At 42.6% G+C, this 15,794-nt stretch carries 13 protein-coding genes; 5 read left to right on the forward strand and 8 right to left on the reverse strand.

All coding sequences use genetic code 11. From position 1 onward, the window contains the following. A partial coding sequence (locus tag VB733_RS25785) for a helix-turn-helix transcriptional regulator (protein WP_323342907.1) occupies positions 1 to 412 on the reverse strand: 412 nt, incomplete at its 3' end. A gap of 439 nt (positions 413 to 851) precedes the next feature. Between VB733_RS25785 and VB733_RS25790 the strand changes: the two genes are divergently transcribed. Beyond that, positions 852 to 3,533, forward strand: coding sequence for a hypothetical protein (locus VB733_RS25790; RefSeq protein WP_323342908.1), 2,682 nt, complete (start codon positions 852 to 854; stop codon positions 3,531 to 3,533). Between the two features lie 50 nt (positions 3,534 to 3,583). On the opposite strand, the gene VB733_RS25795 is transcribed toward VB733_RS25790, so the two are convergent. From VB733_RS25795 to VB733_RS25815, 5 genes are all read right to left on the reverse strand, one after another. Next, the gene (locus tag VB733_RS25795; protein WP_323342909.1) at positions 3,584 to 4,237 is read right to left on the reverse strand and encodes a DUF4276 family protein; all 654 of its coding nucleotides are present in this window, start codon (positions 4,235 to 4,237) and stop codon (positions 3,584 to 3,586) included. Next, positions 4,234 to 5,322, reverse strand: coding sequence for an AAA family ATPase (locus VB733_RS25800; RefSeq protein WP_323342910.1), 1,089 nt, complete (start codon positions 5,320 to 5,322; stop codon positions 4,234 to 4,236). Before VB733_RS25800 ends, VB733_RS25795 begins: the two co-directional genes overlap by 4 nt. 632 nt (positions 5,323 to 5,954) lie before the next feature. Next, on the reverse strand, positions 5,955 to 7,568 hold the full coding sequence (locus VB733_RS25805; RefSeq protein ID WP_323342911.1) for a relaxase/mobilization nuclease domain-containing protein: 1,614 nt from the start codon (positions 7,566 to 7,568) through the stop codon (positions 5,955 to 5,957). Between the two features lie 37 nt (positions 7,569 to 7,605). Beyond that, positions 7,606 to 7,776 carry a hypothetical protein gene (locus tag VB733_RS25810; RefSeq protein WP_323342912.1) on the reverse strand — a complete coding sequence of 57 codons (171 nt, stop codon included), beginning with the start codon at positions 7,774 to 7,776 and terminating at the stop codon, positions 7,606 to 7,608. Between the two features lie 24 nt (positions 7,777 to 7,800). Further along, positions 7,801 to 8,196, reverse strand: coding sequence for a plasmid mobilization protein (locus VB733_RS25815; RefSeq protein WP_323342913.1), 396 nt, complete (start codon positions 8,194 to 8,196; stop codon positions 7,801 to 7,803). 733 nt (positions 8,197 to 8,929) lie between these two features. On the opposite strand from VB733_RS25815, the gene VB733_RS25820 reads away from it, so the two are divergent. From VB733_RS25820 to VB733_RS25835, 4 genes are all read left to right on the forward strand, one after another. Next, on the forward strand, positions 8,930 to 9,508 hold the full coding sequence (locus tag VB733_RS25820) for a hypothetical protein (RefSeq protein WP_323342919.1): 579 nt from the start codon (positions 8,930 to 8,932) through the stop codon (positions 9,506 to 9,508). 256 nt (positions 9,509 to 9,764) lie between these two features. Then, complete coding sequence (locus tag VB733_RS25825) at positions 9,765 to 10,565, forward strand: hypothetical protein (RefSeq protein WP_323342914.1); 801 nt, start codon at positions 9,765 to 9,767, stop codon at positions 10,563 to 10,565. A 766-nt stretch (positions 10,566 to 11,331) separates the two neighbouring features. Next, the gene (locus VB733_RS25830) at positions 11,332 to 12,300 is read left to right on the forward strand and encodes a DUF6753 family protein (protein ID WP_323342915.1); all 969 of its coding nucleotides are present in this window, start codon (positions 11,332 to 11,334) and stop codon (positions 12,298 to 12,300) included. Between the two features lie 245 nt (positions 12,301 to 12,545). Next, positions 12,546 to 12,878, forward strand: coding sequence for a hypothetical protein (locus tag VB733_RS25835; RefSeq protein WP_323342916.1), 333 nt, complete (start codon positions 12,546 to 12,548; stop codon positions 12,876 to 12,878). A gap of 107 nt (positions 12,879 to 12,985) precedes the next feature. On the opposite strand, the gene VB733_RS25840 is transcribed toward VB733_RS25835, so the two are convergent. Both VB733_RS25840 and VB733_RS25845 read right to left on the reverse strand, forming a co-directional pair. Next, on the reverse strand, positions 12,986 to 14,272 hold the full coding sequence (locus VB733_RS25840) for a ParB/RepB/Spo0J family partition protein (RefSeq protein WP_323342917.1): 1,287 nt from the start codon (positions 14,270 to 14,272) through the stop codon (positions 12,986 to 12,988). Next, a complete protein-coding gene (locus tag VB733_RS25845; protein ID WP_323342918.1) occupies positions 14,269 to 15,033 on the reverse strand; it encodes a ParA family protein in 765 nt (254 codons plus the stop codon). Before VB733_RS25845 ends, VB733_RS25840 begins: the two co-directional genes overlap by 4 nt. Positions 15,034 to 15,794: the final 761 nt, after the last annotated feature.

A 15,794-nucleotide genomic window follows, 5' to 3' on the forward strand; every position in this document is an offset into this window, starting at 1 on the left:
AGCTAGTAGCAAACGAAGACTTAACAACTTTGATCGCATTCTCAAGCAGGTCATTATCGGAAGGTCTTTGATTTTCTGGTAATTTTTTCGCTGCTTCGTGCAGTGTCTTGAAAACAATATCGACGGTATTGATGAAAAAGTCGATTGCATCAGGATTGTAAGGATTTTCAATCTTGTTTTGATACGCCAACTCATAAAGTTTTGCAGGTGGTTCTCCCATTGCATGAGCGAGTCTTATCAAGCTGCTTTCTGTTGGATTGCTTCGGATTACGCATATTCCACGTATTCCTGGTCTAGTTAAACCTGCTTTATCGGCGAGTTGATTCATCGAGGTGCTGGTTCTCTCCATATATTCGAGAATAAACTTTCCTAAAGGTGAGCAGTCTTTCGATTTTAACTGTAAGAATGCCATAAAAAATTATAGATAGTAAGTGATATGTGCGAAGTTACCACATGATATATTATTGTGGTATTAACTACTTAAAGTAGTCGATTAACGCTACTTTCTAATTTAAACTTACCCATGCAAGAGGTGAAAAGACTATGAAGACTAAAAGTAAATTTACATTTCCTCAAAAAGAAAAAAGCTGGTAGCCGCTTTGTTGTCGGTTCAGGAAACTAGAGGAAGCCTAAAATAGAGCAGCTTCGTGTTCAAGAAACACACGAGACGGGACCAACCGCCTCACAACAAAGTTGGGTCTAACCAACCTAACTTCATTCGTATCTAATACTTGTAAATTGAATTGAAAATTAAGTTTTTCAATATAGCTCTATTTTAGGCTACTTCACATTTTTTGAACAGTAAATAATAAGCGGCTACCGATATTCACCACAGTTATCGGTAGCGAAAAATGGCAGTATTAATACAGCATCAACCAAAATCGACCGCAGACAATAGCTCTACAAGCCAAGAAATACAAGCCTTAGAGCCATATTTCTCTCAAGTTCCCGCTTTGACGCTGCTATATTATCCGACACTAGCAGCAGCATTAAAAAATTTTGGAATACCCCACTCCGGAGAAGCAGCAGTATTTTTGAATCAACTTGCTTTTTGGCTCTCGACTGACTCCGGACATGCCACCAAAGACGGCAGGAAGTGGATATATAACTCCTATGCTGACTGGACGCAGCAGATAACTTCCTTAAGTGAATACCAATTTGGGTCAATGGTGCGTGCCTTACAGGAATTGGGATTTATTGAAAAATCATGCTATGCCCATGTGCGTCGGGAATTGGTAGAACAATCCCCCGTTGCTTGGCATACCCATAACACCTCATCGTGGATGACATTGTGCGTCGAACGTATTGTGGAATTGACAAATTGGCATCCATTTGGTGAGGAAATTTCGCCTTCCCCCCAACAATCGTCAGAATCCGCTTCCAGTACCGAAATTGCAAATACAATTTCGCAATTTCGCAATAACAACTCCGCGAAATTGCGATCGCAATTTCCATCTATATACAAAGAAAACTCTATTTCTACCAAAAATGCTAAAACAACAAAAGAAAAAACTTACTCCCAAGAGCTTGAAGTGTCTGACCCGTGGCTGGATGAACCTCCAAATAATCCCATTGAAACCAAGAATCTAAATAATTCTTCCACTTCGCCAAAAGAAAGTTCTGAAGGTCATTTTTCCGCCCCGCGTTGTAATACAGATAATACAAGTAATACAAACAGACATTTTACTACAGACAGTAAAAGTAATACTCAGCTTTCTTGTGCTACAGGTTCTACAAATACTACGAAAGCCACTAATACTACAGGTGTTGCAAGTATTACGGAAACAGCACAACATAACGTAACGAATTCTGACGAGATTGCCAAACCAAAATTGAAGGGAGAGGAAACTTTCCGCTTGCTTTATGTATGGGAAGACGCATTAAATCGCCCCAGTGAGATTTTCCTCAACTGGTGGGCTAATCGACACTACAAACCCCAAGGTGGGAAGTGGGAAACTGGAGCTAGAAGTTACGCCTACAGCGAGTTTTATAAGAATCCAGCTCGTACCGACGTGCTTTACCAAGAGTTTTTACAATTCTTTGACCAAGTTGCCAATAACGCCCACCAACAGCAAAATCAAGATATTCAATCCATTTTGCCTAGTTGCTTGGTTAAATACCCAGAAGTCAATCAAGAAAACAAGGAGCAGGTAGCCGAAAATATTGCCACCGTAGCAGCGCGAGGAGCAGGCGTAGCGATTCCAGGGGATGTTTCACCATGTAGCAGCCAGCATATGTCCCTTGATGAGGCTGCTAGTGGGGGGAAAATAACGCCTCTGCCGAATTTAGAGAAGCCTGTTTTACCGGGAACGGCACAACCACCAGTTATCGATTGCTCGGAATTAGCTAAAAAGATTGCTTTTGTTTACTCACGCTGGGATCAGGTCTACAAAGGCAATAAAAGACGACTTCAGGAAATAGCTCTCTGGGTGCGGCGTACAGAAGGGCTAATTCTTTTGCCAGATGGTCGTCCAGCCCTAGCCCCTGAATTGATGGAGGATGGCGAACATCCACAACCGGAACAACCCGTTTCCCCGGATGATACGGACGCTCAATATGGCACAACCATCGCTCATGGGTTAGATCAGCCACCTGTTGCTCCCCAGCCAATGGAGGAACCATCTGTGGGATTGGATACCCAACCGCCTGTTGTTCCCCAGCCAATAGAGGAACCATCTGTGGGATTGGATGCCCAGCCACCTGTTGTTCCCCAGCCAATGAAGGAACCATCCGCGCTCTTGGATACCCAGCCCAGCGCTGTCGCCCAACAAGAGGACGAAATTGCGATTGACAATAATGTTACCAAGGTCAATGAAGATACTATTGTTAACTGTGAAATTACTGAAGTAGAAACAATATCTTGCTACCTGAAAAATATTCGCTCATGTCTGTTGTGTGGGGAATACGATTTATTAGCTACTTTCCTTAGTGATTTGGATGGAAGTATTAAAAGTCAAATATTGTCCTGTTTGACGGTTTTGGAAAGGAAACAACTAGAAAATTTTGATTACGAGTTCCGATATCGAACGCGCGAGCAAGAACAAGGACAACCAGTTGAACAAAGGCAACAAATTGAACAACTTCAAGAACAACAGCAACCAGTTGAACGAAGGCAACAAATTGAACAACTTCAAGGACAACAGCAACCAGTTGAGCAAAGGCAACAAATTGAACAACTTCAAGGACAACAGCAACCAGTTGAACAAAGGCAACCCAACCAATCGAGTCACCCTAATACTCAAGCGACTCCGGGAGCAATGCGCGAGGAACCCAGACAAATTGAACGAGAGCGATCGCAATATCTCAAAGGCTGTAATATACCCCTGCGAGTTGGTAGTAAAGTACGCTGTTATCCTACGGATACCCACTGGCAAAACGATTGGACTGTGAAAGCTGAAATTATTGAACTGCACCAAGAAAAAGGCTATTTCAACGGCTGTACTGTTCGCTACTTTAATCCCAAAACCCAATCAAAAGTCGAGAAATTTATCTGTGGTGGCAGTGGTGACTGGCTATTGGAGCTAATAGAGTAATTGGTTTTACCCTTATGCGTAGTTCACCACCGTAGGTATCGCTTGAAAGTTCAAATAACCGTAACTATATTTTCAAGCCGCAGCAACCATTTGTGAAAATGCTGACACTCCCGACGTATCGTATCCAAGCCAATATCAATCGCCAGCAGCGAACCATGTAGAGGTTTATCGTACCCTTCGCAACAATTACGGATGCGCTTAGATGGTGCAGTCACGGGACTATCGTTGATATGCTCCGGTGACGGAAATACATCGCGTTCCCCCTGTAAAATACCCACGACACTTTCATCAAACCATCCCACAAACACCTGCGGATTGCTGTACAACAAGCCCTCAAACTCGTGAACCAGCAAATTCGGGATAAAATTTTTATGCCCAATATCCTTGCCCATCTCAGCTTCCAGATACTCAGCCTTCTGGAAAGGGTCGCTGGTTTTTGGTAGGGAATCGCTTCCGGGAAAATCATTGGGCAAAGCATACAGGTCAAACATCGTGGTTACAAATGCTGTTTTATCTTCTAAACATTTGCGATGTAACTGGGGCTTGATTTTTGCATAACTCACCACACCCCCCTTCCCCGTCGTGCTGGTTCTGACCAAAATCGGGTTGAGGTAGATATTTTTATTTTGAAAATACCCGTAGAGCAGTTCCCTGACAAACGTTTCCTCGGTTTGTCCCTCCACGAACACATTGACTCGAATCATCGTGAAGGTCTCCCACCCAGGACATTTTTCTTCCAAAGCTCGCCCAGGCTATAGTCTTCAAGCCATCCCTCTAATTTCTGTTTATCCATCCTCCGCAGGAACGATCGACCATCCAAGCGATCGACAACAATCACATCCTCCACATCAAATTCATTAAGCAATTCTACGGATTGGGTGGAAACAATTACCTGTTTGGTAGCAGTCCGTATCAACGATGCCAGCACCGTGATGGCATAGGGATGGAGACCCAATTCCGGCTCATCAACCAAAATTGTCTCTGGTTGTAGCTCCTCCGGTTGTAAAAAAACCGTCGCCAGACACATAAAACGCAGCGTACCATCTGACAGCAGGTGCGCTTTAAAAGGAATATCCTGCCCTCGCTCGAACCATTCGAGTTCGATAAATTCCTTATTTTGTGGGGAAGGACGCAGAAAAAAATCCCCAAAAAACGGCGCAACCAGGCGGATAGTTTTAACGATTTTTTGATAGGATGCCGGGTAGCGATCGCGCAAAAAATACAGAAAAGCCGCCAGATTTCGCGCATCGGGACGTAGGTAAGCATTGTCATTGATCCCGTGGGACTGCTTAACATACGCCGTATCGCTGGTGTCATGAAAATGATACACCCGCCACTTCTGCATTGCAGACAAAACATACTCGTCAATAGCAGTTCCAGTACCGACAGAAGCCTTTGTCTCGAAATGCCCCTTTCCCATCGGACGCTCACCACCCAAGTTCCACCAGAAAGACTCCCGCACAAACATCAGACGATTGTCCTGGGTTGGTTCCAGAGTCGCAAAATATCCGTTATTACCAAAATATAGTTCAAACTCCAATTTCTCCGTGGTTTTGCGCCCAAAATGTAACAGGGCATCGGGACCACCTTGACGACTGACAAAAACTTGCAAATTCTCCTCAAGTAACTGCTGCACCATGCGAAAAAAGCCGATAAAGTTGGATTTACCCGCCCCATTTGCCCCAATTAACACATTAAGTTTGGAAAGTTCGAGGTCACACTCGGCGATCGACTTGAAACCCTTTAAAACTATTCTCGACAGTTGTTTATCACCAATATTCCCCGTCATCGAACAGTCTCCCCATATCCAGGCTTGTTATCTGCTGGCTTCATTACTCTACCTGAAAACCAAGGAATCATACACCGTCATTTATCCATAATAGACTTGTCCGTAAATTTATAACCCAGTCTGTACAAGGGTTTTAAAGATTGCTTATATGTCTTCGCTCAACGTAGCAATAAGGGTTTGAGATAGTTGATGATAGTTTAGAGACAATAGGATTTTCTAATTTTGAGCTTACACATGATTTATTATGCTACGGAATCCCCACAAGCTATATATGGTTAATATTAGGGTTGGTAAAAATTAAACTTTACATACTATCTGTGCGTTCGCTTATTTTTAAACTCCAAATTGAATTAAAGCCTTAATTCAAAGGGAAAAGGGCGTTTTTTAAGTAAGCAGGGAATACAAGGTAATAAATATTACCTTTTTATTAAGCTCCTAGAAGCATCTATTTAAGACGTAGAGGGGTATAAACCATAAAAATGGTTAAAACCTTGTTTGAACTCAAAATGCTGGAATTGCTTGTAGAGCCTAGATTGTAAGCCATGTAAGGGTTAATTAAATTTTCGGGTCAAAAATGAGCGAACGCTGAGTCCTATCTTTTCGGGAATTTAATTTCCGGATGGGTCTAATATTTAAAGTTCTAGTTCGCTTTGCTTTTTCTGTTGCCGCAGTTGTTTTTGATGCTCAGAAAGTAACTCCAAATTTGCCCTGACCATCAATTCTTTAACAGATGCTTGGGTATGCTCAATTGGACTGGCATTAATAATTTCTTTAATTTCTGACGGCGATCTTTTCAATTGCAATAACCGTTTAACAATTAAATAATCCCGTTCCTCATCGCTAAATTGTTCTAGTTTTGAACAAATTTGCTGGTATATAACTTGCCACTGCTGGGGGAGCGAAACCGCTTCGTCTTTTTCCCGATTTTCCGTATTGGCGCTAGCGTTGTTTTGGGTGCTACTGATATCGATGGTATTTTGACTACCATTTTTACTATTAATACTCTTTTGGCTATTACTATTAGTATTTTTATCATCAGCAATCAAAACAGCCTCGACAATGCTTTGGGCATTGATAATATCAGCAGCGTTGCCAGTGCTTTGGGCATTGTTAATATCAGTAGCGTTGGCATTAATTTCATTTGAGTCCGTATTAGTAACATCATCACTGTCCTTCGAGTCGGTACTACCAATCACATTGGTAATATCAGCAGTTGTGTCGATCTGCCGTAGGCGTTCGCGCTCCGGCTCTTCTGACGCTTGTGCGATCGCTATTGCCAACCCATCATCCTGCTTTTCGGACGTTTGTGCTAACGCGATCGCAAACCCATCACTCTGCTCAAACCCAGTTGCAGCACCATAATTTATCGGATTCAACAGCAATTGTTTAATTGCCACATCATCCCGTTGTGGCTGGTAACTGACACCCTTGTGTTTCTGCAAACCTGGGAAAGTATAGGCAGCACCCAAATGGGAACCACTAAAAGCCTGTCCCAAAAAACTATAACTAATCCCCTTCGACTTGCCATTGCGGGTAAAACCGTGACGAACCTCCACCCCTTCCCCCTGCAATCGTTCGATAAACATTGGCATCGTCAGCTGGTCATTTGTGGAACCATGCTCTTTCAAAGCCGTGACGCGATGGTCGCAGACCGGGCAAAGCCCATCGATAATTTTCTGCAACTGCATCTTAACTGGCAGTTCTGGGGAATTATCCCTCAAACCCAAATCGTACTCCCCTTTTTCCCGCTCAATCCTGCGGTGTTGTCCCGTGGTAGCAGTTCGCTCTAATTTTTCATGACTCCCCCTAACCGACTCCAAATTATAGTCCCGCTCCAACTGCCTAACAATTGCCTCGCTGCGCTTGTAATCCCAACCGTCGTGGACGCACCTGCCATCATCTAGAGAAATGCGACTAGCCACAATATGAATATGGTCGTTTTCTTTATCACCGTGACGGTAAACCACATATTGATTGTTATGAAAATTCATCTCCCGAAGATAGCGATCGCTAATTTCGTTCCATTGCTCGTCCGATAAATATTCTCCTGGAGCCAGGGAAAGGGAAACATGATAAACAGCCCGTTCCACATTCGGGTTTAACTGCCAGGAAAATTTGAACTCAGCTGCAAGTTCTCGCGGGTTTTGTCCCGACATATTTCCACCAATGCGTTCTGCTTCTTCCTTATTCTCTACATATTCGAGCAAACCGCGAAAACCTCGTCCTTTACGTTGCTTGGCAATCATTTTTCCTTCCTGTGGTGCTATTCGACTATGAAAGCCCTCACGATTGGACTAGCAACTGGGGAGATTGGGCGGCGAAGCGAAGTGGGTTTGTGTGGGCTTTGACTATCTGGGCAGCCAACCATAAATCTCGATGCCCGTACAAACCCACCGTCCAATCAGCGAAGCGATGCCACAGGTGCGTTGCTTTCCCATTCCCCCTGACTTTCATATGCAATCCTGTAGCTCAGACCTTTTAAAATTCCTCTTCCTCCCCATTCTCCTCGTCCCAATCGTCTCCATCTCCCAATTGCGATTCGTCGCAACCCGTAATTTCTCGGCGTATTTGATGCAGTAGTTCTCCGAGTGCTTCCAACTTATCAATATCTATGCGTGGTTTTTGTCCTAATGCGATCGCAGTATTAGCAGCTTTGGTTAATTGATTGATGTTATTCCCGATTTTCCCCAGTTCGACGTAAGTTTGGATGGCTATTTTTGTCGTTCGTTTGGGCAAAGGACGTAGTAGGGCATTGCGTCGAAATAACTCCGAACACGACAGTCCCGCTTGAGATGCTCGTGAATGAATCATTTCAAATTCCACCTCCGACACTCGGATTTGCATTATTTTGGTGCGAACTATTGAATTTGACATAGTTAAACCAAAAATCAAAGTGCGTTTGTCTATGTGTTGTGAATATTTGGATTTTGCGATGTGCAAAGCTTAACGCTCGATTTCTGCCTCGATACCTATCTAAATTAATCCATAGGAGCAGTACACAATACACCATTTGGTACCTGTCTCGATTTACATCTAAACAACGTGTCTCAATTGTGTTTTCATTGGGGGTTTCTTAAGGGGGTATCCCCCTTGAGCCAGCCTGCCCGTACCGAGCGTAAGCGATGGGAAAACGTAAGTTTTAGGGCATGGCTGGCTTCCCACCAAAACCACGGGAGAACGAGCAAGCCCCGAAAAACCGGGACTGAGGGAGAAACAGAGAAATGGAAAAACCTGGAACTGCGGGAGAACCAGAGAAATGAGAATACCCAAAACGCGAGGGAGAACTAGGAGAACTCTTGAGGACGAAAAACATTGGAGATTTTTATCTTTTTGAGAATGTCGATTATTGATTTTATGATTGTTTGATTGGTGGGATGTTTTCAAATATTTTAGCCATGTTTTTGGAAAATATCAATCCCATTTAATCTCTATCTACGAGACTTCAGTTTTAATCATCCGGAAAAAAATACTACGTCTATAGTTATAAATTTTTCTATTGATTCAAAAATAAAGTAACAATATATTGCAAGAAAGTACAAAAATACTTAATTCAGGTAGAACAAAAAAAGGAGATTGAATAATCTTGATTGGGAGTATTTTCTAGGTGATGTCGGATAGAATTTCTAAATCCAAAATACCAGAAGCGTTAGATGCGCTGAGGGCTTTGGGTGCAAAGGAATTAGATGACGTATCGGCGCGAGATGCTATCAGAAAGATGCGCCGACAAATCGAACGGGTGTTGCGACTGGGCTACACCTATGAAGAAGTGTCAACCACATTAGCTGGGTTGGACATCAATATTAGTGGGGAACGAATTAAATATCTGTTGAACGATATCCGCAAGAAAACTCGTAAAAAATCCAAATCATCTAATGGTGATGGGATGGAGAAAAATATAGAGAAAAATTGCGATATAAATTCGGATACAAATTCGGCTGAGGTAGATACTCTCCAAAGCTCAGAAATATCAGAAAGTTCTGAAATTAATAAAAGCTTAGAAGTACGAGAAATATCTGTCGCGTCTACCTCACCAACGGCTACAGAAAACAATCAAAAATCATCTCCCGTCGAATCGAATAGGAAAACTTTAAGCACAAAGTCAAAGAACAATAAAAATAATACTCGTGATAACAATACTAATTCCTTCGCCTTCCAGCCTCAATTAATAGATGACGAAGATTTGTAGAATATATCGATAGACAAGGAAGAGAGCATAGTTAATAAAAGGGAGAGAGTTTGCAGAAAGAATTAGTGGAAGAAGTTGTAGAAATAATTAACGGGAAAGGTTATATAAATAGTAAACGGGAAGGAATTTATACGGCATTATTAATTATTCATAAATTGCACTTTCTTTGTATAACATTCGTCCTGGATAATAAATTGTAAAACGCTCTTAACCGATAAAAAATTGTAAACTCCCAGCAAGAAAGGAGAATTTATAAATGGTTGTTAAAGCAAAGCCAACCAATAATAAACAAACTACCCCACAAGAATCTTCCCAACAAACCAAAACACCACAAAAATATAACGGAAGATTAGTATTAGTCACAGGGGATAAGGGAGGCACGGGTAAAAGCGTGATGGCGAGACTTCTTTTAGATATCTACCGCCATAGAAACATCGACTGCATCGCCTACGAATGCGACCAATCCAACCCCCAACTTTACCGACATTACAGCAAACTTTCCCCTGGAGTTCAAACCTTAAAATTAAATCAACGCGGTGGTGCAGATGCCCTACAAGATGATTTAGAGCGTTTTTCCCCCAAAGTTTCCCTGGTGGATTTACCTGCGGGTGCTGCCGAATATTTTGAATCAGTAGCGTCCGATATTCATCTTTTCAAAAATGCGGAAACTATGGGGTATCGCATCACAATGGTATCCGTGTTGGGAAGAGTCAAAGATAGCGTCGTCCAGTTAAAACGGTTAGTGGATTTTTGTAGCGATCGCGTGGATTATGTGGTGGCTAAAAATCTTTACTGGGGTGAAGACAAAAAATTTATCAGATACAACGATTCCAAGGTGCGGCAAGTTCTATTAAACGAACTTGGTGGGATAGAACTGTTACTACCCGATTTGTACGATAACCTTTTCGATTTTATCGACTCCCAAGATTTAACCTTCCGCGAAGCTTTAGAACATGATGGTTTAACCGTAAGTAATCGATCGCGGATATTTGACTGGGTTGATAAAGCTGAGACTCAGTTGGAAACAGCCGCATGGATGCTGGGATTGGATATTTGAGGGGTAAGGAGAGCAGAGGGAGTGGGGGAGCGATGGAAGTGGGAGGGAGAGAATTTAATTATTAGATTTTGGGTTCGACTATTTTCCTTATGAAGAATACCAACTGTCTTCTCCTTGGCGAAAGTCTAATTTTTTTGATTACTCAGTGGTAAGCGTAAAAACCTTTATTTACGGGGAAGAGGCGATAAAAATCGGGTAGCTTTATTCCACGCTTTTTAACTCTCTCCGGTTTTTTACTTATAGACGTGGACGAGTTTGGTTGAGCAAGCCTAATTCAAAAGCCTAATTCAACAGGTTCGAGTAAGTTCGGTAAAACAAGTTCGACGTTGCATAAATGCGGATGAATTAACGGCTGAAACTATTAATAAATCGTTCAAAATACGGCGAAATCATCCCATGATTCAGCAAAGCCACAAGTTCGGTAAAACAAATCAGCAAGAACGTGCCAAAAAAGGAAAATTGTACGCTAATGAATTAATACAAAGTCCAAAACCATTGTGAGCCTTTAGTTTTAGCTATTTATAAAAATCATTTTTTCTTTTGCAGATACTACTCGTAAGCTAAAACGCACTTAATTTGTAATCCCGAAAACGTTATAGCAAGGCTTTCACGTTTCAAAAGATGTCATTTACATGCGTCTAAGCTTACTTCCCCGCTTCCTACTCCCTCAGTTTCCCTAATCTCCCGCTCACGTCTGTTACCTTCACTTTGAAAACCATAAGCGTGCATTTCTAAATATTCCCCGTCCAACACCAGACCTTAATTTATGCCAACAATCAATAACAAAAATCCAAGACAGGATAAACCGCAACCATCCCACCTCGATAAACTCCTAGAAAATAAACCACCGGAGTTTCAAGCCAAAGTGCTGAGGTTTGCCCTCGACTCCGAAATGAAAGAAGATGACCCAGCATTTCGATTGGTGCAATACATCGGCTATTTATCCCAACTCACCGAAACTGCACCCAGCGAATGGAAACAATTATTCAAAAAACTCCAGGGGGAACTATCCGAGTGGACGGAATTAACGGCAGAACAACTGGCTTATTCAGCAGACCAAAGCGAGGCGATCGACAATCTAGCCCAATCTTGCAACAGGCTTGGGACAGCCTTGAACGCCTTAGATTTAACCTCGCAGCAACAGTTGCAGCAATTGACAACCTTGAGCGAAATCTCACCGAGTTTGAGGTACGTCGCACAGGAGATACCGACGCTGAAAAAATTATTGACGAACTTGAATCAAACCCTCTCCCAGAAGCAAACATTGACGGTGGAATTGTCCCTCTCCCAAATAGCGGAATTGAAGAAAGAAATAGCCTTGGAGATAGAGAGCCGGAATTTGACCTCGATGTGCAGGGAGATGTTGGATTTAGCCCAGAACCAGAGAAGAATGATGGGGATGTTGGAACAGTTAGCCCAGAAGAAACGCCGGAGAATCAACCCTTCAGGGATATTGGGAAGAATTTGGGAGAGGTTCGGAAGCGTGGTTTTGACTTGGATTTGTAGTCTGGATTTACGATTTATCTGGGTGGTGGCGATGATATTGGCATTTATTGTCGTACCCGTAGCTGTGGTGATGAGGATGAATGCAGACTACCAACCCGTCACGTCCCTGGAAGTTGTGGGTAAGCAGGTTCGGGATACATATATGCAGGTTAATAATGCAAATGCGAGGTTGCAGCGAATTGAAAAGTATCTGGGTACCCAGCCAAAATCGAAGTCAAAGGAGAAATGAGTTTTGTGATTGAGTGCGATTGCTAGTTAGAAAACCTCGTCTCTGAGTGGATGCAGGAGGAATCGGGATACAATGAAGAAACAATGCCTCAGATGAACGAAGGGCTAAAAAATAATTGCCTTTCTATTTATTAATAGAATCTATAAGTAGTTAAACAAAATTAATTACACAACATTAAGGCATGAAACCCTTGTCCAGACTAGATTCTGATGTGTAAATAATTCTGCGCGATTACTTACTAAATTGTGCGTTTAAACATTGCCATGACACAACTATCCCAAGCGCGAAGCAGCACCTTGCCCCGCAAGCCAATATCGCCTGAAGAATTAGCTAGTTGTCAACAACAACGTCATGACCTAGCAGCGCGGTGTCGCATTGTTTTTGATCGTCTGCGTCCCAGTTTGATTGATACTCACTATAACTGGTATATTGCCATAGACCCGGATACCCAGGAGTACATTATTGACCCTACTTTTGACGGAATCACAAAAAAAGTTGTAGAAACATACGGCTACAGTCATGAGCCAAAGTTAACTATGTTCTGGCTCAATGATACGGGTTTTTGCGGAAGAATATGATAGATGGTCGGTTCGCGGACGGGGTAAATGAACAACGGCACAGAAAGTTATGCTAAGGTTGAAAGTCTTCCTAGACAAGCATTCTGTAAACAAATTTAAATTATAAATCAGGTTTCCGCAAGTAATTTTTCAAGGTCGTTCAACAATTTTTCCACTTTCTTCCGCTTCTTTATATCCTTCCACACCCCTCCTTGGGTTAAGCGCTTGCCAATATCCGAATACCTTTGCCTCAAAACTTTTTCGGGTAGTATCTCTTGCACTTTAATTACTTGAAACTGCTCAATTAATTCTTTAACTTGAGTCAGCGAAAGGTTTTCAATAACTGCTTTATCGAGTAATTCCACACGCTGTTCTTCATCTTTCACTCGTGCGATCGCAACAGCCTTTGTATATTCCAATTTACCTTGCCGCAATACGGATAGCACATCTTCGGGTAACTTGAGCAATGGTAGGCGAGAATTAACAAAGGATTCCCAGGTTATTGTACCCAAAAGATCAAAAACTCCTTGTATAGCAAGGGTTTCATTTTTACCCAAAACGTTTTGGGTAATTTTTCCTTTTGCCTCGTTTTGCATTCGATAAAGCTGCGAAACAACTTCATTTACAGGCTGTTGTAACTGTATACCCAACAGTTCGAGAATGCCTTCGGTTTCCTCTAAAGGGTTAAGGTCTTCACGCTGGAGGTTTTCGACAAGGCGTACTTGTTGCGTGGTGTAGTCATCCATCTCTTTGACGACCACAGGCACTTCGACAAGTCCTGCAAGTTCGGATGCTCTCAGACGGCGTTCCCCAACGATAAGCTCGTAGTTTCCATCACTGGAGGGACGCACAAGCAAAGGTTCGAGAACGCCGAATTGTTGAATCGAACGCGATAATTCTTCGAGCTTTTTGGGGTCGAAATAACGCCGGGGCTGGGAAGATGGTAATTTAATTTTGGCGATGGGCAAAGTTTCGCCCTCACCGATACCCGCAGATTTGTCTTCGACTACTGAGTTTAATTGGGTTGCTGTTAATGCTTCGCTTGTTACGATGACCTCCGGTGGGTCGGAGACCATCGCATTTTGTGCGCCAAACAATAAAGTGACGGGTTTTTTTATCTCAGTGTAAGGCTCGTCTTTTTTACTAGTTTTATGGGTTCGGCTGCTTGGTATGGTGCGAGTAGTTTTATTATTTGAACTAGCTGTATCGCTGCGCTCGACTTGATTGTTTGAACTAGCTATATTACTTTGACTGGTTTCACTATTTGAACTAGCTGTATCGGTTCGCTCGACTTGATTGTTTGAACTAGCTGTATCAGTTTGACTGGCTTCACTATTTGAATTATCTGTATTAGTTTGATTAGCTTTACTCTTTGAATTGGCTGTATTAGTTTTTCTAGTCGTGGGTTTATTCATAATTTTTCTAGTTGAAGAGCAATTTTTTTGAGAATAGCAACGGCAGAATGATTTTTATCTAATAATGCTAGCGGTATTCGTCGCTCACTCGCATCAGCAAACGCGATACTTTTGGGAACGGGAGGAAACACGGTAGCAAGGGGTGATAATTGTTCCTGTACGGCTTTAACCGTGCGCGACTCCTGCGCGGTGCGTCCATCGTACATCGTCGGAACAAAACCTGCAAACTGGAGATTTGGATTTGTATGCGATCGCACTTGGGCAACGGTGTTTAATAAAAGCTCGGTTCCCTTAAAGGATTTAAATTGACACTGGATGGGGACAAGGATATGGGTTGCCGCAGTCAGGCTGATAATGCTAAGTAAGCCTAGCGATGGTGGACAATCAATCAAAATAAAATCGTAGTCATCAAGTACGGGTGCGAGTGCATTTTTCAGGCGATATTCGCGGGATATTGCACCACTCAGTTGCATCTCAGCAGCAGCTAAATTTATATCGGCAGGGACGAGGGATAAACCGTTGATGGATTCGGGATAGATGGGAAGTGGTTTGTTGTTAACAATTGCGTCATAAATACTTGTCTCTAACTCGTCCGGTTCTAGCCCCATAAACATTGTTAAAGATGCCTGCGGGTCCATATCCACAAGCAGGACGCGAGTGTTCTTTTTTTGGGACAGATGGTAGCCGAGGTTTTGGATCAGGGTTGTTTTGGCAACGCCACCACTTTGGTTAAATAAGGCAATGATGCGGGTTTGGCTCACGATTTTTGTGATTTACTTCGCTATTAAATCCTAAAGGATGGGGTTATTTTAGCGGACAGAGTGATTTTATACAATTATTCAATAGCTGGAAAAAGTTTGTGGTTTACTGGTTTTCACTTTTTCGAGAGGATGGGTTTGTTTTCTTTAAGATTCGTTCTCTTTAACAAGGTTAGGGGCTTTAATTCCCCAGCAATCAACGACGGCAGCGCGTTTGTCGAAGCCTGCGGCACGCATAGCTTCGACAATGAATGTGTCCGGGTAAAATCCTCCTCAGTTTTGTGGACGGAAACCGTCCCCACAAAATTCTCTCCGTTACAAAACGTGAACTTCGCCACGGGGATACTCCCCGCTTTCAAGGGTAGGTTTTTTTGAATCTCGAAAATAGTTAAGAAAATTCTCAATTACTTAACGTGCTTTAATTGTTTCAGCGTTTGAGCATTGGCTGAAACGGTTAAAAAATGACCAAATACAAAATACCTACCCTTGAAAGGATACTCCCCGTGGCAAGATTTACGTAATACCGTCACGCTTGCTACTTACAGAAGACAGGGAGTGTCTACCCGCAGGGTATTGCGAATTGTTTTAAAATTCGTTCTTCTCACCACCACCAGCAGAAGAGACATCTTCGGTACCATTTTTCTTAACAGCATTACGTCTTTGATATCGACGGGTTTCAACAGCAGCACGCAGTACCTTTAGCTTATAAGGGTCGGCATCATCAAGCCACAGCAACTGATATCCTTTAAGCGTGGCACAATGGG

It is taken from the genome of Calothrix sp. UHCC 0171, from assembly GCF_034931845.1.
GTDB lineage: Bacteria > Cyanobacteriota > Cyanobacteriia > Cyanobacteriales > Nostocaceae > Brunnivagina.

Excerpts from the sequence above, each read along its gene's own strand:
- VB733_RS25795 (WP_323342909.1), bottom strand. The coding sequence starts at position 4,237 with ATGATTCGAGTCAATGTGTTCGTGGAGGGACAAACCGAGGAAACGTTT.
- VB733_RS25825 (WP_323342914.1), top strand. The coding sequence starts at position 9,765 with ATGGTTGTTAAAGCAAAGCCAACCAATAATAAACAAACTACCCCACAA.
- VB733_RS25820 (WP_323342919.1), top strand. The coding sequence starts at position 8,930 with ATGTCGGATAGAATTTCTAAATCCAAAATACCAGAAGCGTTAGATGCG.
- VB733_RS25805 (WP_323342911.1), bottom strand. The coding sequence starts at position 7,568 with ATGATTGCCAAGCAACGTAAAGGACGAGGTTTTCGCGGTTTGCTCGAA.
- VB733_RS25840 (WP_323342917.1), bottom strand. The coding sequence starts at position 14,272 with ATGAATAAACCCACGACTAGAAAAACTAATACAGCCAATTCAAAGAGT.
- VB733_RS25830 (WP_323342915.1), top strand. The coding sequence starts at position 11,332 with ATGCCAACAATCAATAACAAAAATCCAAGACAGGATAAACCGCAACCA.
- VB733_RS25800 (WP_323342910.1), bottom strand. The coding sequence starts at position 5,322 with ATGACGGGGAATATTGGTGATAAACAACTGTCGAGAATAGTTTTAAAG.
- VB733_RS25815 (WP_323342913.1), bottom strand. The coding sequence starts at position 8,196 with ATGTCAAATTCAATAGTTCGCACCAAAATAATGCAAATCCGAGTGTCG.
- VB733_RS25790 (WP_323342908.1), top strand. The coding sequence starts at position 852 with ATGGCAGTATTAATACAGCATCAACCAAAATCGACCGCAGACAATAGC.
- VB733_RS25810 (WP_323342912.1), bottom strand. The coding sequence starts at position 7,776 with ATGAAAGTCAGGGGGAATGGGAAAGCAACGCACCTGTGGCATCGCTTC.